Source organism: Levilactobacillus cerevisiae, from assembly GCF_003946245.1.
Lineage (GTDB): Bacteria > Bacillota > Bacilli > Lactobacillales > Lactobacillaceae > Levilactobacillus > Levilactobacillus cerevisiae.
Map to the genome: position 1 here is coordinate 1 of NZ_RHNN01000028.1, position 18,131 is coordinate 18,131.

General features: G+C 41.6%; 33 protein-coding genes and 1 tRNA gene. 28 read left to right on the plus strand and 6 right to left on the minus strand.

Annotated features, from left to right (window positions below):
* Nucleotides 1-1,336: 1,336 nt before the first annotated feature.
* Entirely contained in the window at nt 1,337-2,476 is a 1,140-nt protein-coding gene (locus EKM99_RS12170) for an RNA-guided endonuclease TnpB family protein (protein ID WP_125583696.1), read from the minus strand.
* Entirely contained in the window at nt 2,457-2,909 is a 453-nt protein-coding gene (tnpA, locus tag EKM99_RS12175; protein WP_125583697.1) for an IS200/IS605 family transposase, read from the minus strand. Before tnpA ends, EKM99_RS12170 begins: the two co-directional genes overlap by 20 nt.
* A gap of 639 nt (nt 2,910-3,548) precedes the next feature.
* On the opposite strand from tnpA, the gene EKM99_RS12180 reads away from it, so the two are divergent.
* Nucleotides 3,549-4,952, plus strand: a complete 1,404-nt coding sequence (locus EKM99_RS12180; protein ID WP_125583698.1) for an S-layer protein — start codon at nt 3,549-3,551, stop codon at nt 4,950-4,952.
* 582 nt (nt 4,953-5,534) lie between these two features.
* Here the strand turns inward: EKM99_RS12180 and EKM99_RS12185 are convergent.
* Nucleotides 5,535-6,257, minus strand: coding sequence for an XRE family transcriptional regulator (locus EKM99_RS12185; RefSeq protein WP_125583699.1), 723 nt, complete (start codon nt 6,255-6,257; stop codon nt 5,535-5,537).
* 160 nt (nt 6,258-6,417) lie between these two features.
* Here EKM99_RS12185 and EKM99_RS12190 point away from each other — a divergent pair, with 160 nt between their 5' ends.
* The 4 genes from EKM99_RS12190 to EKM99_RS12205 are packed head-to-tail and all read left to right on the plus strand — an operon-like array spanning nt 6,418 to nt 7,851.
* Nucleotides 6,418-6,669 carry a helix-turn-helix transcriptional regulator gene (locus EKM99_RS12190; RefSeq protein ID WP_085768473.1) on the plus strand — a complete coding sequence of 84 codons (252 nt, stop codon included), beginning with the start codon at nt 6,418-6,420 and terminating at the stop codon, nt 6,667-6,669.
* Between the two features lie 15 nt (nt 6,670-6,684).
* Nucleotides 6,685-7,443, plus strand: coding sequence for a Rha family transcriptional regulator (locus tag EKM99_RS12195; protein WP_125583700.1), 759 nt, complete (start codon nt 6,685-6,687; stop codon nt 7,441-7,443).
* Nucleotides 7,444-7,455: 12 nt separating this feature from the next.
* Entirely contained in the window at nt 7,456-7,653 is a 198-nt protein-coding gene (locus EKM99_RS12200) for a hypothetical protein (protein WP_125583701.1), read from the plus strand.
* A 12-nt stretch (nt 7,654-7,665) separates the two neighbouring features.
* On the plus strand, nt 7,666-7,851 hold the full coding sequence (locus tag EKM99_RS12205) for a hypothetical protein (protein ID WP_047021379.1): 186 nt from the start codon (nt 7,666-7,668) through the stop codon (nt 7,849-7,851).
* Here EKM99_RS12205 and EKM99_RS12210 read toward each other — a convergent pair.
* On the minus strand, nt 7,844-8,017 hold the full coding sequence (locus tag EKM99_RS12210; protein ID WP_125583702.1) for a YjzC family protein: 174 nt from the start codon (nt 8,015-8,017) through the stop codon (nt 7,844-7,846). The genes EKM99_RS12205 and EKM99_RS12210 overlap by 8 nt on opposite strands.
* A 102-nt stretch (nt 8,018-8,119) precedes the next feature.
* On the opposite strand from EKM99_RS12210, the gene EKM99_RS12215 reads away from it, so the two are divergent.
* Genes EKM99_RS12215 through EKM99_RS12225 form a run of 3 tightly spaced genes read left to right on the plus strand, consistent with a single transcriptional unit; the run spans nt 8,120 to nt 8,889 of the window.
* The gene (locus EKM99_RS12215; protein WP_047021378.1) at nt 8,120-8,431 is read left to right on the plus strand and encodes a hypothetical protein; all 312 of its coding nucleotides are present in this window, start codon (nt 8,120-8,122) and stop codon (nt 8,429-8,431) included.
* A 37-nt stretch (nt 8,432-8,468) separates the two neighbouring features.
* Complete coding sequence (locus EKM99_RS12220; RefSeq protein WP_125583703.1) at nt 8,469-8,660, plus strand: hypothetical protein; 192 nt, start codon at nt 8,469-8,471, stop codon at nt 8,658-8,660.
* A 25-nt stretch (nt 8,661-8,685) separates the two neighbouring features.
* Nucleotides 8,686-8,889 (plus strand): hypothetical protein, encoded by a 204-nt coding sequence (locus EKM99_RS12225; RefSeq protein ID WP_225419861.1) that lies wholly within the window; start codon nt 8,686-8,688, stop codon nt 8,887-8,889.
* On the opposite strand, the gene EKM99_RS12230 is transcribed toward EKM99_RS12225, so the two are convergent.
* Nucleotides 8,886-9,107, minus strand: a complete 222-nt coding sequence (locus EKM99_RS12230) for a DUF2188 domain-containing protein (protein ID WP_125583704.1) — start codon at nt 9,105-9,107, stop codon at nt 8,886-8,888. The two genes, EKM99_RS12225 and EKM99_RS12230, sit on opposite strands and share 4 nt — an antisense overlap.
* Nucleotides 9,108-9,206: 99 nt before the next feature.
* On the opposite strand from EKM99_RS12230, the gene EKM99_RS15850 reads away from it, so the two are divergent.
* Together EKM99_RS15850 and EKM99_RS15855 are read left to right on the plus strand one after the other, a co-directional pair.
* A complete protein-coding gene (locus EKM99_RS15850) occupies nt 9,207-9,374 on the plus strand; it encodes a hypothetical protein (protein ID WP_164511598.1) in 168 nt (55 codons plus the stop codon).
* Between the two features lie 45 nt (nt 9,375-9,419).
* Entirely contained in the window at nt 9,420-9,581 is a 162-nt protein-coding gene (locus tag EKM99_RS15855; RefSeq protein WP_164511597.1) for a hypothetical protein, read from the plus strand.
* Here EKM99_RS15855 and EKM99_RS12235 read toward each other — a convergent pair.
* Nucleotides 9,556-9,939: a hypothetical protein gene (locus EKM99_RS12235; protein ID WP_125583705.1), complete on the minus strand. Its 384-nt coding sequence runs from the start codon at nt 9,937-9,939 to the stop codon at nt 9,556-9,558. The two genes, EKM99_RS15855 and EKM99_RS12235, sit on opposite strands and share 26 nt — an antisense overlap.
* Here EKM99_RS12235 and EKM99_RS15860 point away from each other — a divergent pair, their 5' ends adjacent.
* From EKM99_RS15860 to EKM99_RS15865, 18 genes are all read left to right on the plus strand, one after another.
* Nucleotides 9,940-10,104, plus strand: coding sequence for a hypothetical protein (locus EKM99_RS15860; RefSeq protein ID WP_164511599.1), 165 nt, complete (start codon nt 9,940-9,942; stop codon nt 10,102-10,104). It abuts the gene before it with no gap.
* The gene (locus EKM99_RS12240; protein WP_125583706.1) at nt 10,094-10,297 is read left to right on the plus strand and encodes a hypothetical protein; all 204 of its coding nucleotides are present in this window, start codon (nt 10,094-10,096) and stop codon (nt 10,295-10,297) included. Before EKM99_RS15860 ends, EKM99_RS12240 begins: the two co-directional genes overlap by 11 nt.
* A 109-nt stretch (nt 10,298-10,406) precedes the next feature.
* Nucleotides 10,407-10,661 (plus strand): hypothetical protein, encoded by a 255-nt coding sequence (locus tag EKM99_RS12245; protein WP_125583707.1) that lies wholly within the window; start codon nt 10,407-10,409, stop codon nt 10,659-10,661.
* Nucleotides 10,658-10,879 (plus strand): helix-turn-helix domain-containing protein, encoded by a 222-nt coding sequence (locus EKM99_RS12250; RefSeq protein ID WP_047021373.1) that lies wholly within the window; start codon nt 10,658-10,660, stop codon nt 10,877-10,879. The genes EKM99_RS12245 and EKM99_RS12250 overlap by 4 nt, the downstream gene beginning before the upstream one ends.
* Nucleotides 10,880-10,881: 2 nt before the next feature.
* Nucleotides 10,882-11,388: a hypothetical protein gene (locus EKM99_RS12255; protein ID WP_125583708.1), complete on the plus strand. Its 507-nt coding sequence runs from the start codon at nt 10,882-10,884 to the stop codon at nt 11,386-11,388.
* A gap of 13 nt (nt 11,389-11,401) precedes the next feature.
* Nucleotides 11,402-12,085, plus strand: a complete 684-nt coding sequence (locus EKM99_RS12260; RefSeq protein ID WP_125583709.1) for an ERF family protein — start codon at nt 11,402-11,404, stop codon at nt 12,083-12,085.
* Nucleotides 12,078-12,506: a single-stranded DNA-binding protein gene (gene ssb, locus EKM99_RS12265; RefSeq protein ID WP_125583710.1), complete on the plus strand. Its 429-nt coding sequence runs from the start codon at nt 12,078-12,080 to the stop codon at nt 12,504-12,506. The genes EKM99_RS12260 and ssb overlap by 8 nt, the downstream gene beginning before the upstream one ends.
* A 14-nt stretch (nt 12,507-12,520) precedes the next feature.
* Complete coding sequence (locus tag EKM99_RS12270) at nt 12,521-13,237, plus strand: putative HNHc nuclease (RefSeq protein ID WP_125583711.1); 717 nt, start codon at nt 12,521-12,523, stop codon at nt 13,235-13,237.
* On the plus strand, nt 13,218-13,970 hold the full coding sequence (locus tag EKM99_RS12275; protein WP_125583745.1) for a conserved phage C-terminal domain-containing protein: 753 nt from the start codon (nt 13,218-13,220) through the stop codon (nt 13,968-13,970). Before EKM99_RS12270 ends, EKM99_RS12275 begins: the two co-directional genes overlap by 20 nt.
* Nucleotide 13,971: 1 nt before the next feature.
* Nucleotides 13,972-14,742, plus strand: a complete 771-nt coding sequence (locus EKM99_RS12280) for an ATP-binding protein (protein WP_125583712.1) — start codon at nt 13,972-13,974, stop codon at nt 14,740-14,742.
* A 170-nt stretch (nt 14,743-14,912) separates the two neighbouring features.
* Complete coding sequence (locus EKM99_RS12285; protein WP_125583713.1) at nt 14,913-15,323, plus strand: hypothetical protein; 411 nt, start codon at nt 14,913-14,915, stop codon at nt 15,321-15,323.
* Nucleotides 15,316-15,606 (plus strand): hypothetical protein, encoded by a 291-nt coding sequence (locus tag EKM99_RS12290; protein ID WP_125583714.1) that lies wholly within the window; start codon nt 15,316-15,318, stop codon nt 15,604-15,606. Before EKM99_RS12285 ends, EKM99_RS12290 begins: the two co-directional genes overlap by 8 nt.
* Before the next feature lie 181 nt (nt 15,607-15,787).
* The gene (locus EKM99_RS12295) at nt 15,788-16,231 is read left to right on the plus strand and encodes a YopX family protein (protein WP_225419862.1); all 444 of its coding nucleotides are present in this window, start codon (nt 15,788-15,790) and stop codon (nt 16,229-16,231) included.
* On the plus strand, nt 16,212-16,406 hold the full coding sequence (locus EKM99_RS12300) for a hypothetical protein (protein ID WP_125583716.1): 195 nt from the start codon (nt 16,212-16,214) through the stop codon (nt 16,404-16,406). Before EKM99_RS12295 ends, EKM99_RS12300 begins: the two co-directional genes overlap by 20 nt.
* A gap of 8 nt (nt 16,407-16,414) precedes the next feature.
* Nucleotides 16,415-16,630, plus strand: a complete 216-nt coding sequence (locus EKM99_RS12305; RefSeq protein ID WP_125583717.1) for a hypothetical protein — start codon at nt 16,415-16,417, stop codon at nt 16,628-16,630.
* A gap of 11 nt (nt 16,631-16,641) precedes the next feature.
* On the plus strand, nt 16,642-16,965 hold the full coding sequence (locus tag EKM99_RS12310; protein WP_125583718.1) for a hypothetical protein: 324 nt from the start codon (nt 16,642-16,644) through the stop codon (nt 16,963-16,965).
* 143 nt (nt 16,966-17,108) lie between these two features.
* A complete protein-coding gene (locus tag EKM99_RS12315) occupies nt 17,109-17,525 on the plus strand; it encodes a transcriptional regulator (protein WP_125583719.1) in 417 nt (138 codons plus the stop codon).
* Between the two features lie 127 nt (nt 17,526-17,652).
* Nucleotides 17,653-17,710 (plus strand) — tRNA-OTHER (locus tag EKM99_RS15865).
* Nucleotides 17,711-18,131: the final 421 nt, after the last annotated feature.

Genomic DNA, 18,131 nt, shown 5'->3' on the forward strand with positions numbered 1-18,131 from the left:
ATCTGTACGGCTGGGTGGTGAATGGTGAGCGCGACCATTAACGGCGCGGGTGGTAAAACGAAGCTTCGGCTTGGTGCCATTGATTAGTTGGTGATCGAACAAAAATAAATACGTATCATCAACGCCTTCTAGGGCGTTTTTTAGTAGGTTAAACCGAAAACGTAGGTTTATAATGAGTGGTGGTAGCAATACCGCAATTGTACAGACAAGCGACGGGCGTTAACGACCGACGAACTAAGGGGAAACTTTTAGTAGTAGAATTGTACTCTGGTTCAGTTATTCCAAATAGCTGTTTCCAGGGAACAATTCTGCGCTCAAAACGTCACTCCCTCTAAACTGAATGGAAAACCGTAACCCGTCAAGTCAAATTCCAAAGAAAAAAAGAAAGTTGGTGGAATTGTTGGAATGTAAGGATTACATTGTTCCATTGAATCCAGATGTGATCGTTAAGAAGACAATCTATCGGAGTTCTGCAAGAATTACTGATCGACAAAGGAACCAAGTGAAGAGAGTTTTGCGTAGTCAAGGGTATCAGGGAAGAATTAGTAGTATTCGATACACTCGGGTAAATTACAAGTATTCCTTTAAAGTATCCGTGAAGTATCAGGGGAGTGTCGGTAAGTTTTTGGTTAATACAAAGAATGAGACAGTTGAATTTAAGGGAATGGTCTAGGAGTAATACCAGTAATTTTCACAAACTTCCTTTCCCCAATTAAAGCCAATCTGCGACCTATACCACTTCTTTTTTGGACAAGTTCACAATCAAAAAATAACGGAATGTGGAAGTACCGCGGTGAATGTGGGTTACTTGGGATAAGCCGCCTTATGTAAAGTAAAAATTGGTATACTAAAAAGAGGTCTCCGGTATTATGCTGGAAGCCTCTTTTTAGTAAATGAATGGATGAAACTTTGTTTGTTATCCTAAAAATGATAGTTCACTTTTAGAAAAATGTAAATTAAATAATCAAAAAAGCCACCAAAGAAGTTGTGTACTGAGGGTAACTTTGAGTGGCTTTTCTAAAGATGAGGACGTTCCGAATGATTGGAACTTTTACATCATAGCATTTGTGAATTATCGTAGCAATTAAAAAATAAAATATGGATAGCCTACGATTAGCTATCCATATTTTATGCACGTTCAGACTATCTCATAGAAGAACAATTGAATATTAACATATTAAATCTAGTCTGGTCAATTTCAAAACTAGCCTTGTGAACTACTCGGCCATGAATGACCGAGCTTCTAGGAACACCGCTGACTTACACATTAGTGGCTAGCACTACGTGCAGAGGTTACGGCTATTTACTAGGGCTCGTTCCGAGCCTGATTAGTCGGTTAAGCGCTTAAGATATTCTTGGCCGCGTTAATATCACGATCATGGCTTATGCCACATTTAGGGCAAGTCCACTCACGAACATCTAAAGTGTGTTTGCCGTCATCAAATCCGCAGTTACTGCAAATTTGACTGGTTTTCCTCGGGTTCACAGTGACCAACTGTTTCCCATACCAAGCACACTTATACTCCAGCTGAGAACGTAGTTCTCGCCAGCTTTGGTTAGCAATTGCCCGAGCAAGCTGATGATTGTGTAGAAGATTCTTGGTTTTCAAATCTTCTATCTTAATCAGATCGTACTGCTCGACGAGTTGTTTACTGAGATTGTGCAGGTAGTTATTCCGTTGGTTGGCAATCTTTTCGTTATACTTGGCTACCATGTGCTTAGCTTTTAAGTAATTTTTGAAATCTGATAGTTCTCTAGGGTTTAAAACTTTATTGTGGCGGTCCCAAGCAATCTCCCTTTGAGCTTGAAGCCTTCTACGAGCTAAGCGTTTCTCCCAGTAATGTTTCTTCTTGGATAGGATTTTGTCGAACCGGATTGTTGGGTATTTAATACCATCACTGGTAATCATCAAGTCAGCTACACCCATGTCAATACCGACGGTATTGTTAGTTTTTGGTAGCTCTTGAGTGTCAGTATCAACCAACAATACCGCGTAGAACTTACCAGTGGCTGACAGCCGGATTGTAACGTTCTTGATTTTCCCAGAAACGGCTTGCCCACACTTAAAACGTACCTTTCCTAGTTTAGGTAACTTAAGGCAGCAGGCATTGGTCACTTGAATATTATGATTCACAGAATTGCATTGGTAACTTTGTTTTGGAAACTTACGTGATTTGAATTTTGGGAAGCCTCTATGTTCTTTGAAAAGTTTCTGATACGCGTGGTGTAGGTCACGACTGACATGTAGCAAGGAGGTCGATTCAGCCGCTTTTAGGAAGGTGAACTCTTGCTTTAAAGACTTGATGAGGTAGTTCATGCCAAATTCGTTTACGTATCGACCACCATTGTCGTGACGTTGAATTTGCATGTCCAACAATTGGTTCCAAACAAACCGACAGTAACCAAAATTAGCAATGATTTTAGTCTGCTGTTGCGAATCAGGATAGATACGAGTTTTAACGGCCTTCAAAGTCATCTATTTCCACCTCCTTATGTCGTTGTTCGTCAATGTATTTAGCCACTGCGTCTTGATTAGTAATACCGATACTTTCCACATAGTAGCTAGGCGACCACAGATGGCGATCGACCTTTTTCCAGTAGTTACGTTGCAATTCGGGACATTCATGGAACAGGCGCCAAGCGCTAATTCCTTTTAACAATCTAACAATATTAGTTACTGATAGTTTAGGTGTGGCGCTAATTAGCAGGTGGATATGGTCGTCTTTTCCAATTTTCATGTGATCAATACTAAATCCATATTTTGAAGCAATTTCCAGCAATACCCGCTTCAATACAACTTCAACGTTTCCTTTGAGAACACGGTTGCGGTATTTAGTACCCCAGATTACATGGTAGTTAAGATTGTAAACAGAAGTTCTACCATAGGTAAGTCTCTTGATGTCTTTCATATCAAGAGTATACCACGTTTTAGGTTCAATCATATGCACTACGTGCAAAACAAAAGGCGATTCATCACGTCCTTAAAAGAACGTGTTTCCTCGCCAAATTTCAAAAATTAGTTTGACTTTACTGGAATTATAAGCTATTATACTTGAAGAGATTTCTTTAAAGTTGGTTTTTATTCTTCCTTCTTTGAAGATTGGACGCTCCTTCAAGCAGGGCGTCCTTTTTTGTTACAAATATTTCATTGATATTGTTTTTTTACTACATATAGGTTATAATTGTCTTTGCATAGATGAATCCTTGATTTCTTCCCTTCCGCTGACCTGTTGAAGGGTTTTTTTATGCACTTTTTTGGTAGTTGTGAATTTTTTGTGAACTTTTTAAAATTTTCTTTTGGCATAGTCAGTAACGTATGCTATAATTGCCATTAGCAAGAATGATTGTGGACATTTACATAATGTTTTTGCTAAAAAGAAATTATTAGGAGGTTTTCATCTATGCGTTCATCATTCGCAAAGTCTATTTATGTAGGCGCTGCAGTGTTAGGTTTAGCTGGTCTTTCAGCTGTTACTACCACTACTGCAAGTGCTAAGAGCTATGCAACTGCAGGCTCATATACTGCCCTTACTAAGGGTCAAAATGTTTTGGTAAACGGTACTAGTGCCATTTACTCAAAGCCAGGTACTGTTAAGGGTGCTAAGGTTGTTGCTTCTAAGAAGACAGTTGCTAAGTTAGCTGCTTCAAAGAGTTCCAACGACACTTTCTACGCATACGGTACTAAGAAAACTAACCGTGGTTCCGTATACTACAAGATCGTTACCATGGACAAGAAGTACCGTGGTTACATCTACGGTGGTAAGACTGCCGGCACTTTTGCTGGTGGTATCAAGACTACTGATACTTTAACTACTGCTGCTACTCCAGCACGTACTACCGGTTACTACTTGAAGGATGCTTCAAAGAACACTCTTTGGACTGCTCCTAAGAATACCGATATCAATGCCAAGAAGGTTAGCCTTTACGGTGCTGCCAAGACTGATCCATTCACGGTTGACAAGGCCGCTACCACGACTAAGGAAGGTTATTTATACTATCACGTAACTGATAGCAAGGATTCTTCAGTCTCTGGCTGGATCTACGCTGGCAAAGGTTACGACGCTACTATCACTGATAACACTAAGCAAGACTTAGGTGGTCTTTCCTTGACTGTTTCTGCTGATACTGCAACTGCTGACAACAGTGTTAAGGTTGTTTACCGTGATGTAAACAACAACAATGCACAAGCTGGCACTTCAACTTGGATCAACGCACCTAAGAGTGGCGCTGCTGCTACCAAGGCCGGCGATCCTGTTGGGGCAAATTTAGTAGACGTCTCAGGCACTAAGCTTGCTGATTTCGTTACTAACAATGTACCAGCAAACTACAAGGCTTCTAACATTGGTGATGCTACTAATGGTGTGAAGTTCGGTAACACTATCTATGTTGACGTGACTGAAGCAGCAACTTCTAAGGTTTCCTTTGTTGTTGACACATTAGCTGGTGCTAATGTTAATAGTGCTGCTAATGTTGCTGCTGCTAAGGCTACTGCTGATAAGGCTGCTGTTCATGCTCAGAATGCTGCTAAGGCTGCTGAGCAGGCTGATGTTCATGCTCAGAATGTTGCTAAGGCTGCTCATGCTAAGGCTGCTGCTAAGCCTGTTACTGTTGCTAACGCACTTCATGTGGGATCAGCTTTAACTTCTAAAGACTTTAGTGCTACGTTGACTCCAGCTGCTAAAACAGCATTGACTGGTGAAAAGGGCGTACCATTTAACCCTACTGAATTGAATGCTGTTGTTAACGGAATCACTGTTGGTAAGGGTACTCAAAACTTCTATGCAAGTAATGGTGACGCATATCACTACGAATTTGCAATTACTTCCAAGGGCGAGTTTGCTTCTGATAACCGGTTTGCATTCCCTGGTGACACCTTGAAGGTTGGCGTTACTGCTACTCTTGTCAAGGGTGCTGCTACAACCGCTTCTTCAGACAACAGTTGGATTGCTTAATTAGTTTTAAATAGTTGTTTTTTAAAGGTAAACCCAAATGGGTTTACCTTTTTTTGTACATAAGTATCAAGTTTAAAAGTGCTTTCCTTGCATATTAACAGGTTTAGACAATGTAGGCTTAACCTTTTTGCGTGGCATATTTTCCTTGTGACGCTTATATAGCAAGTAGAAGCATGTACCGGCAATGATCAATAAGGCTGGCCATGACGTAACAATCTTCCAGACGTCTATTAGCAGCATGATGCCTATGATCCACCATATCCACTGTGTGAAGAATTTGTATCCTGCCCATATAACTATGAGTGTAAGTAGTAAAAGCATTGTGAGCGCCCCCCCTAATGGCTTTGTTTATCTTCTAACAGTTTTTCTAAAAAGTCCCATAGCATTATTCTCCTAGAACGGGTCCAGCTTTTACCGACTTCCGTATCTGGTCTTATATAGTTATAATACCGCTGATCCTGGGGACTGGCGGTATTATTTTTTAATCAACTGATTACATAGGACTCGGACCCATGACCAACCACCCGGCCAATCAAACATATGTTCTTTTTGAGTGCTAAGAGAAGTCCCAATATAGGGGACTTATGAAAATACAACGCCTAATATTTTGACGCCAGATTCCTTATCAACTTTGATATTAGGATATTGTGGGTTTAGTGATACCAGCGTAGCCTCACCATCAACTACTGACAGCTTTTTCAGATACGCGCAACCGTCCATAACTGCCGCGATGATCTGACCATCACGGTAATCGTCTTCCTTTTTGACGAAGACAACTTGCTTATCCTGGTAAACAGGCTCCATTGAGTGGCCGTTAATCTGGAAGGCATAGTCATAATTGCTAGGAACAGGCTTATGTACGGTTACAGTGAATGGCTTGGTAGAATCATCAAGGAACTCGCCCACACCAGCAGAGAGAACACCATTGGCGGTAATTTCTAGGGTGTCATCGTCTTTAGGAAACTTGATGACGTTTCGGTTATTGTTTTGCTGTTCCTTTAATTGATTAGAAATGTAATCGTAAGAAGCTTGTTGACGTTTTAGGTTTAGCTGATTAAAAATACTTAACACATCAAGCTTAGGAGAGGACACCTCGTTCTCATTGCGCAAATCTTTGTTCATGAGATCATCTAAACTAACATTAAAAATGTGTGCAATATCAGAAAGCACACCAGCTTTTGGCTGATATTTTCCTTTTTCCCATTCGCTGATTGAGGAGGTACTCTTACGTCCTAGCTTGGTAGCAAGTTCAATTTGATCCATATTATTTTTTTCTCTTAGGTATTTCAGATTATCAGAAAACATATTTAATTTTCCTCCCTTAATATATAAGCTAATTATAGCATTGTTTCATAAAAACCGAAAGGCATTTCCGAAACATAATTTCGGATTTTCCGATTTTTCGGGTTGACTTCGGAAAAACCGAAGTGTATATTAGTAACTGTAAACAAGAGGAGATGAAGCAATGGTTAAGGAAGAAAAGTTTACTCTTTCGCAATGGCGAGGAATTAGAGGCATGTCAAAGGCTGATCTATCAAGGGAAACGGGCATTACTGAACGGACGATTTCTAGCTATGAAAGTGATGTTTATTCACTACGAAAGGCTAACTATGATCGACTAGATGAACTGGCAAAAGCTTTGCATGTTTCTGTAAACGATATTTTTTTAAACCCGACTTCGGAAAATCCGAAGTTTCCTATCGAACAATCAGTATAGAAAGGAATGAACCACATGAATGACTTAGTAATCATGAAAGACAAACAAGCAGTCACCAGTAGCTTGCAGGTAGCTGAGGTATTTGATAAGCAGCACAAACACGTTATGGAAGCAATTAAAAACAAACTTAACTCAGCCGAAAATTCGGCTCAGTACAATTCGATGTTTGCAGAGGGGGTGTACAAGGACAAAAGTGGCAAGTCGAACCCAATGTACTACATGAACCGTGATGGATTTTCATTTATCGTAATGGGTTTCACGGGACACAAAGCTGACAGCTTCAAGCTCCAATACATTGATGCGTTCAACGAGATGGAACAGCAAGTTAAGTCTCGTACCTCAGCACTGTCTCCCGAGCTCCAATTCATGCAGGGTGTTGTGGATAAGCTAGCAGCTAATGAACGTAATCAACACCGCCTCGAGAACAAAATTGATGGCGTTAGTGAGATTGTTGCCACGTCTACCATGGATTGGCGAAACGAGACCTCACACCTCATTAGTAAGATTGCACGTCAGCAAGGTAACACCGGTGAATCATACAAAATGACTCGCAACGACATCTACGATGAGGTAGACCGGCGAGGCGGGGTATCACTTAAGACGCGGCTAACCAACCTGAGACGGCGAATGGCTGAGGAAGGGACTTCAAAAACTCAGCGCAAGAATACAACAAAAGTTGATGTCATTGCCCATGACAAGAAGCTGATTGAGATTTACACAGCAATCGTTAAAGAATTTGCCATCCGGTATCAAGTTTGGAACGAAGAATACTAAGGAGGAATCAATATGGAATTTGATAGTGTTCGGGAAGTGATGGAGTTCTTGATTTCGTACAACGAGTCACCACGTGAAAATATGAAGATTGATGGACACGAACCATCTTTTGAAGACCTGCAAGAAGCAAATCGAGAAGCTTTGTACAGTGCTTGCGATTTGCTGGGTATGAGTGACTTGTACCTGCATCTTGATGAGCAGACAGCATAAGGAGGTGAGCTGATGAAGCTACTACGTCATCACATTACGTTGTACTTCAATGAAAAAAACGAGGCAGTTTTTGAATCTTGGATTCAATTGAGCCTGTTCGGCAGAAACTTTTACTTTTCTGACGACAAGATTCTACTGAATCCAGAATCTGCAAACGACCTCGTCGTGTTAGAAAGATTAGTTAGAAATGCTAATTAACCTTTTTCCACTTGTTGTGAGTTCCCTGACTAGTTGGCGGTAATGTTGAAGTATTGTTCTTCATCGTTGCGTGATGAGGATTAGATACTTTACCGCCTCGTGGTCCCACTTCAATGTATCGACCGGATTTGACATTATCAATACCCGGTTCAAATAGCTTGGCCATAATTTTCACCTCCTTTGTGACAATTATGTCACTTAAAAGGTGGATAGAATTATTTTTAAGCAGATTGAAACTGAGCAGACAGCATAGAAAGGAATGATCCACATGAATGACAGCTTAAACGAAAGCGTCATTAAAATCTTGTCTTCAAAAGAAAGAAGCCTTATGACTGCTGGCGTTTTACCTAAGCATGTAACCATCGCGATTGGCACGCTAGAAATTGATTTAACGATTGAAAGGGTTGGAGAAAGTGTAAACGCTGATTTTGATAATAAAAAAAGGCTCAAGACATTGTCCAAGTCTAATAGCCTTGAAGCTTTTCTAAGTGCCTCAAAATTGATTAAAGAGCTTTTTAACGATGAACAAATAACTGAAAGGAATGATCCACACGAAAGAACTAATCAAAGTAAACGTTAACACCAAAAAACACCTGCTGACTATTGTCCATCAGGAAATGAGAACTTTTGTTTTTGCAGATAATGTGTTGCTGAATGGTGTGTTTTATATTGATTTTGAAATTAAGCCCCATGATCCTGATGATTACTCTTCTGAAGCTAAATGTGTTTTGACAGTTGATAAGAACAAGTTTGCTCAGAATCATAAGGGCGCTAGGATTCTAAACGAATATGGACAGCTATTTAATTGAGCAGACAGCATAAGGAGGACAAATAATGAAGAAAGAAATGGAAAACTTACCATGCGTTGTTGTACATCCAGCAAATGATCCTGATTTCGGTGGATCAATGCTGAATAGTAAGGCATGGGACCGCATCGTAGTTGTAACGGATGAGGGTAAAAAAGTAGCAGAGATTAGCACTGACGATGCCACCCCTGCTACCGGTTACTTGGTAAAGCTCTATCCAAACGTTAACTAGCCTTTGATAGAGTGTGGGTCATGACCGTGACTATCTTTGCGAGAGATTTTTCCATCACGATTATGAACCACAAGTTCGGAATGCTGATTCTTAGCAATTTCACGGGCACGTTTTTCAGCGTCCACCTTGTTGTCTAAGTGTACGGTTGCTCGGGAATTCCCGGCACCTTTAACATTCCAACCGCCTTTACCATCAGGAATAACGTGTTGATCTGACATCTTTTCACCTCCTTTGTGACAATTATGTCACTTAAAGGGTGGATAGAATTATTTTTTAAGAAAATCGAAGCTGAACAGACAGCATAAGGAGGTGAGCTGATGGAAAAAGAAAAAGAGCAGTGTCCCAAAATCGAAATTGCTGGGAAACGCTACTCAAATATCACCGTCATTAACAAAGACCGCGAGCCTGTGGCAGTCATCGCAGCGGATGAACTAATTACCAAAAAAGGCTACAAAATCTTGTTTGATGTCGGTGAGGTTAGCTAGCCAAGATTATTGTTTTTGGTACAGACAGCATAAGGAGGAAACGACATGAAGAAACTGATCAACGTTTTATGGGCAATAGAAAAAGACCTCCATGTTATCGCAAGTAACACGGAAGCCAAAGAAAACAAGCCGTTACGAACAAGCAAAATGACAGTTAATGTCGATACAGATAAATTAGCAGCTAAAATCCTATCAAAAATTGTATAGCTTCGTAGTCACCCTGAACTTTTGAGATGAATGAAAAAATAGAACTGATATAAACCCAAAAAATCGTGACATCGAAAGAAATATCAGCAGAGGAGGTTTCATTATCAGAAATATTTTCAGTGCTATGTTTGGCTTCTTCAATAACATCTTCAAAATTTTCCGTAAGCTGTTTTCTTACTACGTAATTTCGTTGGCTATTATTGCTTGGGTTCCTGCGTACATGGTTGCTAATGATCTTGGAGCTGTCCAAGACTTGGCCATGTTGATAGCTATCGTGAGTTATTCGTTCAATCGGGTAGGCAAGCTGCTTATAGAAATTTTCAAAGGATTGTTGGGATAGCGGAAAGGAATGATCCACATGAATGAAGTTTATCTGCTAGTTGGCTTTATAGCCTTCTGGCTAACAGTAATTGTATTGATCGCCTCAACTGGTTATCAGCTACGGAAGTCAGTGGTTCGTGCCGGCGGATGGGCACCATTTTGGAAAGATTTCTTTGGAATGGAGGATCAACATGAAAGTTAATGTTGGTGACAAGGTCAGTTACGAAGATACGTATGCCGCAGGTATCAAGATGGTGCCTGCTGGTGTTGGCAAAGTAGTAGAACTCAAGCCAGACGTTTACGGAAAGTCGAATAAGCAAATTGCTGTCATTATGCAACGTGGCCATGAGCCATTTGAAATGTTCACTAACGGATTGGAGGTCGTCGATCGATGAAACTATGGCACAAAAAAAGAGTCCCGACCTGGCCGTCAGAACTCGAAGAGATGAAACGTTTGTCAAAACTATTCTATGACAATTCTACTCAGAAAGTGGGGCGTTGGCAATGGCTTTAGACGGAACTACTGCAGAATATGACCGGAAATTTTCTACGCCGGTGGTCACACACATTAATCGGACTGACGAGGAACAAGCGATCTTAGAGCATAACGCCCGCATTGCAGCGTTAAAAACATATGCAGTGGAACTACGCGCACACTTTAAAAATAGTGAGGACGAAAAGTATAAGCGGTATTTGGCATTGAAGATCGACCGCACTAATCAGCGATTGGAACAGCTACGAACGGAGGATACAAAATGAAATTAGCTGAAATAATTGGCGAAAACTTACGTGTATTGATGGCTGTAAAGCAAGTAACCGTAAGCAAAGTACACCAAGAGACCAACATATCAAGATCAACCCTAGCAACGATTAAATCAGGGGAGTTCAAGATGATTCAAACAAGAATTTTGGAAACACTCGCTAATTATTTCGAAGTGCCCGTTGCTCAGCTAGTTACACCATTTGAGGAGGAATAGGCATGGCAAAAGCCACGTTAGAACTCTACCGACGTTACGAGCTTTTAAACGATCTGATGGGTAGCAAAATCAGCAAATACAAAGACGAGATCGACTATGAAACAGATAAAAAGGCATTTGAACAAGATAAGACACTGGTTATAGCTCGTCAGCAGGAACTGCAAGCAGAAGTTGATGAAGCGTATGGCGAGTTCTTATCCGCTATGGACGGACATGAATCCTTAGATGGCGTCGATCGGGTTCGACATGATCCGTTTAAGAAAAATAGTTGGCAAGTTAAAGCTAAACTAACCCGCGCCAAGATTGGCAAGCTGCCTGACGATTCTGTATTACAGCAAGCGGTGCAAGAGTACCGGGAACTTAATGAGTCGAAAGTTAAGCAAATGCTGGCTAACGGTGAGATTGCCAAAAGTGGTGATCACATTGTCGGACCTGGCAATGAGAAGCTGGATGACTATATTTCCGTTGAAATCAAGCCAGACGAATTCAAAGAGACTAATTCGAATTAAGTAGGAGGAAGTTATGGAAAAAAGCGAATCAATTAAAAACTTGGCTACTAGTATGGCACAATTCCGCAAGAATTTACTCAAAGCACAGCCAAGTAAAGATGGGAAAAGCCACTATGGGAATTATGTGACTTTGGAAGACTTAACCGCTGCAGTAGATAGGGCGTTGCCAGAGTCGTTAGGTTATACGCAGGAGGCGACTAGCGATCCTAATGGTGTCTCTATTACGACTATGCTGTTTGATGCTAGTGGCGAGTACATTATTTACAATCCACTTAGCATGCCAGTTCAGCGTAAAGACGCGCAGGCATTCGGCTCTGCCGAAACTTATGCACGACGATATAGTTTATCAGCAGCATTCGGCGTATCCGCTTCTAAAGATGACGATGGACAACAAGCAACTAAAGCGGCTCCTAACAACAGTACGGCACAACAACCAGCTCATAGGAATAACGGGACACAACAAAGCAATCATCAACCCCTGCCTGTAACTAAACAGCAGGCCACAACACTTAATGGATTGTTTGAGGCAATGAGTAAGGCAGCAAGCGCCCCAATTGAAGCCGTTAGAAACGGTTATCTGGAAAAATTAAACGTTAGCCAGGTCAAAGATTTGACGCATGATGGTGCTAACCAACTGATCAGCCTAGTGACTGCTCAATTAAAAAAGCAAAGTGAAAAGGGGAATTCTAATGATTAATCGAGTAGTTTTGACTGGACGACTAACCCGTGATGTGGATTTACGGTATACGCAAGGCGGTGCTGCTGTAGCTACTTTCAATCTGGCCGTTGATCGGCGGTTCACCAACCAACAAGGTGAGCGCGAAGCTGATTTCATAAGTTGCGTCATTTGGCGCAAGCCCGCAGAAAACTTTGCCAACTTCTTCCACAAGGGTTCCCTTGTCGGCATTGAAGGCCGTATTCAAACACGTAACTATGAAAATCAGCAAGGCCAACGCGTATACGTCACAGAAGTTATTGTTGATAACTTCTCATTCTTGGAACCAAAAAGCTCTACTGGTAACGGTAGTTATCAAAATAATCGGCCACAAAATAATACGAGTGATCCGTTTGCTAATGGTGGATCTGTCGACATTACCAATGATCAGTTACCGTTCTGATTTGAGGTGATTAAATGCAGCGGTCACGATCAAAATACTTTGAACGGAATGGAAAGTCATACTTGTTAGTTGAGCTTGATCATCAGCCTAATTTAGACCATATAGAGACCGTTAGCGGCTCACGTGGCCAACTTTACCTGGATTGGGAACTAGCCGACACACGCAAAGCTAGGCCGCAACAACGGCGTCTATTCTTTGCCCTGCTAAATGATATTGCTGATTACTTCGTGGTGCCACAAGACTTCCTGAAAGCAATGTTTTATGGCCAATATTGTGAGTATACAAACGGTAATGAGATTAGCCTGTCAGACACGACAGAATCGTCTGTGAGCGACGCTAACGTGTTACTCGACCTAGTTATCGACTTCATGTTTACGTGGCGTGTACCGTTCAAACAAGGCTATGAATTGCTACCGAGAGAGCAAGAGTATTACCAATATCAGTGTTGCCGGCATCGTCGGTGCATGGTGTGTGGCCGTGAACATTCGGATATTAACCACGTTGATACGGTTGGGTCTGGCCGTGATCGAAATCATCTTGACCATACGCAACTACGAGTTAACTGTTTGTGCCGAGAGCATCATACAGAATGGCACAAGATCGGTCCGACAGCCTTTGGCGAGAAGTATCACATTCCAGTTGCCGGGATTAAGTTGGACGAAGAGACATTGAGAAAGATTGGAGTCAGAGGAAATTATCGAGGTGAAACAAATGGGAAATCTATTAATTAGTGAGCCACCGTTACAGGTTTTACCATCATTAGCAGTAAAAGTTGGATTGAACGAGGCAATCGTTCTTCAACAATTTCATTACTGGTTGCAGCGATCAAACAATATACGTGACGGCTATAAGTGGATTTACAACAGCTTTCCTAATTGGAATAAGCAATTTCCCTTTTGGGGATTAAATACGCTTAAGCGTGCAGTAAATGGGCTGGAGAAAGATGGCTACCTTATTACGGCAAATTATAATAAGGCCGGTTTCGATAGAACCAAATGGTATCGCATTGATTACAGTAAATTGGACATGAGCCGACCATCGACCCAAAATGGGACGACGAATGGCCCAAAATGGGCCGATGGAACGTCCCAAAATGGGTCTACCAATACCAATAGACTACCAGAGACTACTACAGAGACTACAAAAGATAATAGTGCAGCTAACGCAGCACCTGAGTTTCCTTGGCAATCTGTAATTGACTATCTCAACGAAAAGACTGGCAAGCACTTCAAACACACTAACACTAACAAGGGATTAGTTATGGCACGACAGCATGATGGATTTAGCGCCGAAGATATGCAAAAAGTGATAGACCATCAATGCAAACTGTGGCTCAACACTAAAGATATGGCTCAGTATTTAAGACCATCTACTTTATTTAGAGCTAGTAAATTTGAAGGCTATTTGAATGCAGTACCTGATGAGTCAAAACATGAGGGCCGCGAGTATTGGACGGGAGGTTAACATGGAGCACGTTACTTTTGACCAAGGATATATTCAACGGCTAGCCAATGCCCACCATGTTGACCTGAACCACTTGCCAACTAAAGAAGAATTAGATCGTAAGACGGCTGAACAAGCAGCTCAACAATTGAAACGGGACAAAATGGCCCAGTACTATAGCTACTCGGTCTGGTCCGGCAACATACCGCTCAAGTTTTCGTTTGGCAACTGGGATATTGCTAAGCAGGACAATCCACACTTAGCTAAGTCGTTAGGCAAGAAGGCATTCGTGTTGGCTAAGCAATTAGAAAACCAAAACTTCAACGTTGCTATGATGGGTGATCGTGGCGTTGGTAAAACGTCTTTAGCACTAGCGATGTTGGACCACCTGATGAGCCATGGTCATAGTGGCATGTTTGTATCAACTGCTGAGCTGCTAAGAATGGTCAATGACAAATATGAGGACACTTCAATTCGTTCCAAACTGCTCGACATAACGCGTTCAATGATTGAGGTTGATGTATTGGTACTAGATGATTTTGGCACGGAAGGCGGTATGACCGGCAACATTAAACCGGTTCATAAGGATCTGCAAGACATCATGTATCGGGTATCTAACGCTAGAGTTGATTTTAATCACAACACCGCTAAAGGTATCACCATCATTACAACCAACAACACCAAAGGACAGCTAAAACAGATGTATGAAGGCAAGTTCATTGATCGTGTATATCCAGACAACCCGGAACAGCAACTTATTTTTGACGGCATGAAAGGAGTGCGTAATGTATGAGTGAATGTCCATTGTGTCATGGCACTGGCGTTTTTCATCACTGTACAGCAAGTACCGTCACAGCTAGCCCGTGTCCCAATTGCAATGAAGCTTTAAAAGAACAACGTAAACGTGAATTTGAAGAACTAAGGAACGAAGCAAAACGATTAGTAAGAAAGGAGTAGAGGCGTATGTCATCAAACAAGAAAATGGCAGCCGCAATCAGGGCTGCTTACGCCAATTATGGCGATGATCCAGATAAGTGGCCGAAAGATGTTAAAAAAGAGATCCGCGGTCAAACTGAGGAAGGACACACGGCAGAAAATAAGATCCTACGCCACCTGATTTTACATGGATACACCAACCAATATATTGCACAAGAACGGTCAAAGACACCGCAATATATACAGCAATTACGTGGCAGAATGCGAAGACGTGACGAATTGGATTACCAATCCACACCAGATGAATTGACACAGTTGAAATACACCGTCAAACACATGAATCGACCTAACAACCAAGGGGTGGCTCGTGTTATGGGACGCGACAAAGATTGGGTGCGCTGCATGCGAGAGAAGCTACGGGAGGCAGACAATGGATAACGACATTTCAAGTACCCTGATAGCTAATCGAAGCGGAATCAGTGAGGATTCAGTTAAAAGGCTAATTAGAAATAATATGGGCTTTTTGGAAGATTTTGGAAAGGTCGACATTGAGGTGGATAGATCAATGGAACGTGGTGGCCCATCAAAGATATATCGTTTGAACATCTATCAGGCATGGTTTATCGTGTCTTGCTTAAAAAATACGAAAAAGGCCGCCCAATTAAAAATGGACATGACTAAGCAAATGATTGAAGAAACACATAATCCTTCTATGGGATAAAGGAGGCAGCCAATGAAGTACGGCGATAAGGTGCATTACCACCGACACCATCACGTTAAGCAACCGGCTACATGGCTATGCTGGGTCACTCGTGGTGATAGGCGGTTAGCAATGGTGAAAGTTAAAGGCAGTCACAGGCATATTGAGGTGGCACCAAGTGATGTTGAGATTGGGAGGGCGAATGATGGTACCGAAATTTAGAGCGTGGGACAAAGTTCAGAATAAAATGCTGTTACCTGACAACATCGAATTTATTTATGGTCAAGCCTACTGGGCAGAGGCTAGTGCTGATGGGTATTACGAGTGCTCTAACGATGGTAAAGTTGATGGAATTTGCGCAATGTTTGAGCTTGAACAGTTTACCGGCCTGAAAGACGTGAACGGAAAAGAAATTTACGAAGGAGACATTATTAAATTTTTTGGTGCTAACAAAAAAATTAAAGCCAAAAATGAATTTGGAACTATTGTTTATAAAGCCGATAGATATGGAGCTGGCTTTAATTCGATTATTCAAAATAAGGAACATGGTTATGGTGGAATAAATATTGCACAAGATATTGTAGTTGGCAACGTTCACGAGAATCCGGAACTATTGGAGGCACAGCATGACACACGAACAGATTGAGTATCGCAATTACGTGATGCAAGGTATGGCAAGCTATGGTGGCGATGTGGCACAGGCGCTAGTGTGGTGCGGAAATCACTTTACCAATCTGAGCGACAGCCAGCGCAACGTGATTAACAAATTGTCAGCTAAGGAACGTAACCAGGTTATCCATGAGCTGACAATGTTTATGTAGGAGGACGTATGGATAAAACACGCGACGAAATGAACGGCAACCAACGTATGTTGCTTAACTATCTGGAAGCATTGGTGCCAGAAGACGATGTATTGATGGGGATAGATGAGTTTCAATCCAGATTAAGCGAGCACAGCGTGCCTAAGGAAGTTTACATTGCTTTGGGTATGCTGAGCAATGTGGAGATTACTAACGTGCTACACGAGCTTACACGGCCATTTTAGGAGGAATAATCATGATCGATATGCGAATCGGTAAGTATCATATCACCAGTGAACCACGAAACTATATCGTATCACTTGCTAAATTAAACGATGATGGAACACCCAAAACAGCCATGACGAAGACCGGCGAGGTTTTCAGTGAACGTGCGTTAGGCTATTATAATTCGCTTCCACTGGCCTTGCAGGCAATTGCTAAGGATATGATGAAACGTGGTGATGAACGTGTCACAAGCGTTGAGCAGTACGTACAAAAGGCCAAGTCAGTAGATGTGGAACTCAACCATGCAGTTTATGAGCATGGGCTAGAGTTGGAAAAGCAATCACAAAATATTTAGACAGCAAAAAAGGGCCGCCCAGCAGCAGCCCTTACCCCAAATCGGCTTCTAAAATTAACTCTTACTCCGCGGCCAACGAATGAAACATTATACCATTAACATTAAAGCAAACTTAAAATAAGTTTAAGATGGAGGAATGATGGGTGAAACGATCGACGATTAGAACGGTAGAGGATATTCTACGTGATTATCCCAAAATTGATAAGTTAATTACGGCTAGAGAAGAGGAATTGCGCCATCCAATAAAACAGGAAGATGACAATGTTGGTGGTGGCAGATCATCTATGATAGGCGATAGTGTAACTACGGTATTGATAAAGCTAGAAGAAGATGGTCCACTAAATCTTTTGAAACGAAAAAAGAGTGCAGTTCAAGAGTGTTATGCTAGTTCTGATGAGGATACTCAGGTAATAATCAAAGAATTGTATTTTAAAAAACGGCCACGGCTTAGTGTAGAGGGAATAGTTGCTAATGGGCTAGTTAATTGTAGCCGAAGCAGTGCTTTTCTTTTAAAAAAGGAGTTCATTGAAAAGTGTGCCAAAATGCTAGGAATATACTGAATTGAAAAAACACAAGATTATCATGATACTATTTTGATATTAATCCGATACTATTGTGATATTATTTTGATACTTTTGACCCCTAATTTGGGTGTAAATTAGTATCATAGATGAAAACCGTTAAGGCACGTGCATAGCTCAGCGGCAGAGCAAAGAAGATACGGGTTCGACTCCCGTTGCACGTATTGGGCGCAATAACTTAAAGGAGATGGACTCTCCCGTTCATCCAAGGCTATAGCGTCCATACCAAGCACATTGGTCAGCAACCACGGTATTGCGCAACCCCAAAATGCGAGTTCTATACGCTAATCTTAAAAGCGTAAGTCGACGGGTGGTTGAAACGTGGCTAGAAAATAGAAAAAGTCCACGTCAGGAGGCTCATTACCGCGTGTGGTTCGATTCCACACCAATCACATTTAACAAGCGTTATCTGATACTTATGTGAAGATAACGTTTACAATGGAGCTGTATTAGGAATACCCCCAAAAATATTTCCTAATATGTGACTCCATTTGCATTAGCCAGCATTGCATCGCTGGCAATCATATACGGTCGTCTCAAACGAGGCGGCCTTTTAATTTGGAGGAATGGCAATGAGAAACTATC

Coding starts and splice junctions, on each gene's coding strand:
- EKM99_RS12290 (WP_125583714.1), top strand. CDS start 15,316: ATGGATAACGACATTTCAAGTACCCTGATAGCTAATCGAAGCGGAATC.
- EKM99_RS12260 (WP_125583709.1), top strand. CDS start 11,402: ATGGAAAAAAGCGAATCAATTAAAAACTTGGCTACTAGTATGGCACAA.
- EKM99_RS12305 (WP_125583717.1), top strand. CDS start 16,415: ATGGATAAAACACGCGACGAAATGAACGGCAACCAACGTATGTTGCTT.
- tnpA (WP_125583697.1), bottom strand. CDS start 2,909: ATGAAAGACATCAAGAGACTTACCTATGGTAGAACTTCTGTTTACAAT.
- EKM99_RS12205 (WP_047021379.1), top strand. CDS start 7,666: ATGAAGCTACTACGTCATCACATTACGTTGTACTTCAATGAAAAAAAC.
- EKM99_RS12300 (WP_125583716.1), top strand. CDS start 16,212: ATGACACACGAACAGATTGAGTATCGCAATTACGTGATGCAAGGTATG.
- EKM99_RS15855 (WP_164511597.1), top strand. CDS start 9,420: ATGAAGAAACTGATCAACGTTTTATGGGCAATAGAAAAAGACCTCCAT.
- EKM99_RS12285 (WP_125583713.1), top strand. CDS start 14,913: ATGTCATCAAACAAGAAAATGGCAGCCGCAATCAGGGCTGCTTACGCC.
- EKM99_RS12215 (WP_047021378.1), top strand. CDS start 8,120: ATGAATGACAGCTTAAACGAAAGCGTCATTAAAATCTTGTCTTCAAAA.
- EKM99_RS15850 (WP_164511598.1), top strand. CDS start 9,207: ATGGAAAAAGAAAAAGAGCAGTGTCCCAAAATCGAAATTGCTGGGAAA.
- EKM99_RS12245 (WP_125583707.1), top strand. CDS start 10,407: ATGGCTTTAGACGGAACTACTGCAGAATATGACCGGAAATTTTCTACG.
- EKM99_RS12270 (WP_125583711.1), top strand. CDS start 12,521: ATGCAGCGGTCACGATCAAAATACTTTGAACGGAATGGAAAGTCATAC.
- EKM99_RS15860 (WP_164511599.1), top strand. CDS start 9,940: ATGAATGAAGTTTATCTGCTAGTTGGCTTTATAGCCTTCTGGCTAACA.
- EKM99_RS12240 (WP_125583706.1), top strand. CDS start 10,094: ATGAAAGTTAATGTTGGTGACAAGGTCAGTTACGAAGATACGTATGCC.
- EKM99_RS12250 (WP_047021373.1), top strand. CDS start 10,658: ATGAAATTAGCTGAAATAATTGGCGAAAACTTACGTGTATTGATGGCT.
- EKM99_RS12275 (WP_125583745.1), top strand. CDS start 13,218: ATGGGAAATCTATTAATTAGTGAGCCACCGTTACAGGTTTTACCATCA.
- EKM99_RS12210 (WP_125583702.1), bottom strand. CDS start 8,017: ATGGCCAAGCTATTTGAACCGGGTATTGATAATGTCAAATCCGGTCGA.
- EKM99_RS12170 (WP_125583696.1), bottom strand. CDS start 2,476: ATGACTTTGAAGGCCGTTAAAACTCGTATCTATCCTGATTCGCAACAG.
- EKM99_RS12310 (WP_125583718.1), top strand. CDS start 16,642: ATGATCGATATGCGAATCGGTAAGTATCATATCACCAGTGAACCACGA.
- EKM99_RS12220 (WP_125583703.1), top strand. CDS start 8,469: ATGAGAACTTTTGTTTTTGCAGATAATGTGTTGCTGAATGGTGTGTTT.
- EKM99_RS12295 (WP_225419862.1), top strand. CDS start 15,788: ATGATGGTACCGAAATTTAGAGCGTGGGACAAAGTTCAGAATAAAATG.
- EKM99_RS12230 (WP_125583704.1), bottom strand. CDS start 9,107: ATGTCAGATCAACACGTTATTCCTGATGGTAAAGGCGGTTGGAATGTT.
- EKM99_RS12280 (WP_125583712.1), top strand. CDS start 13,972: ATGGAGCACGTTACTTTTGACCAAGGATATATTCAACGGCTAGCCAAT.
- EKM99_RS12200 (WP_125583701.1), top strand. CDS start 7,456: ATGGAATTTGATAGTGTTCGGGAAGTGATGGAGTTCTTGATTTCGTAC.
- EKM99_RS12225 (WP_225419861.1), top strand. CDS start 8,686: ATGAAGAAAGAAATGGAAAACTTACCATGCGTTGTTGTACATCCAGCA.
- ssb (WP_125583710.1), top strand. CDS start 12,078: ATGATTAATCGAGTAGTTTTGACTGGACGACTAACCCGTGATGTGGAT.
- EKM99_RS12185 (WP_125583699.1), bottom strand. CDS start 6,257: ATGTTTTCTGATAATCTGAAATACCTAAGAGAAAAAAATAATATGGAT.
- EKM99_RS12195 (WP_125583700.1), top strand. CDS start 6,685: ATGAATGACTTAGTAATCATGAAAGACAAACAAGCAGTCACCAGTAGC.
- EKM99_RS12190 (WP_085768473.1), top strand. CDS start 6,418: ATGGTTAAGGAAGAAAAGTTTACTCTTTCGCAATGGCGAGGAATTAGA.
- EKM99_RS12255 (WP_125583708.1), top strand. CDS start 10,882: ATGGCAAAAGCCACGTTAGAACTCTACCGACGTTACGAGCTTTTAAAC.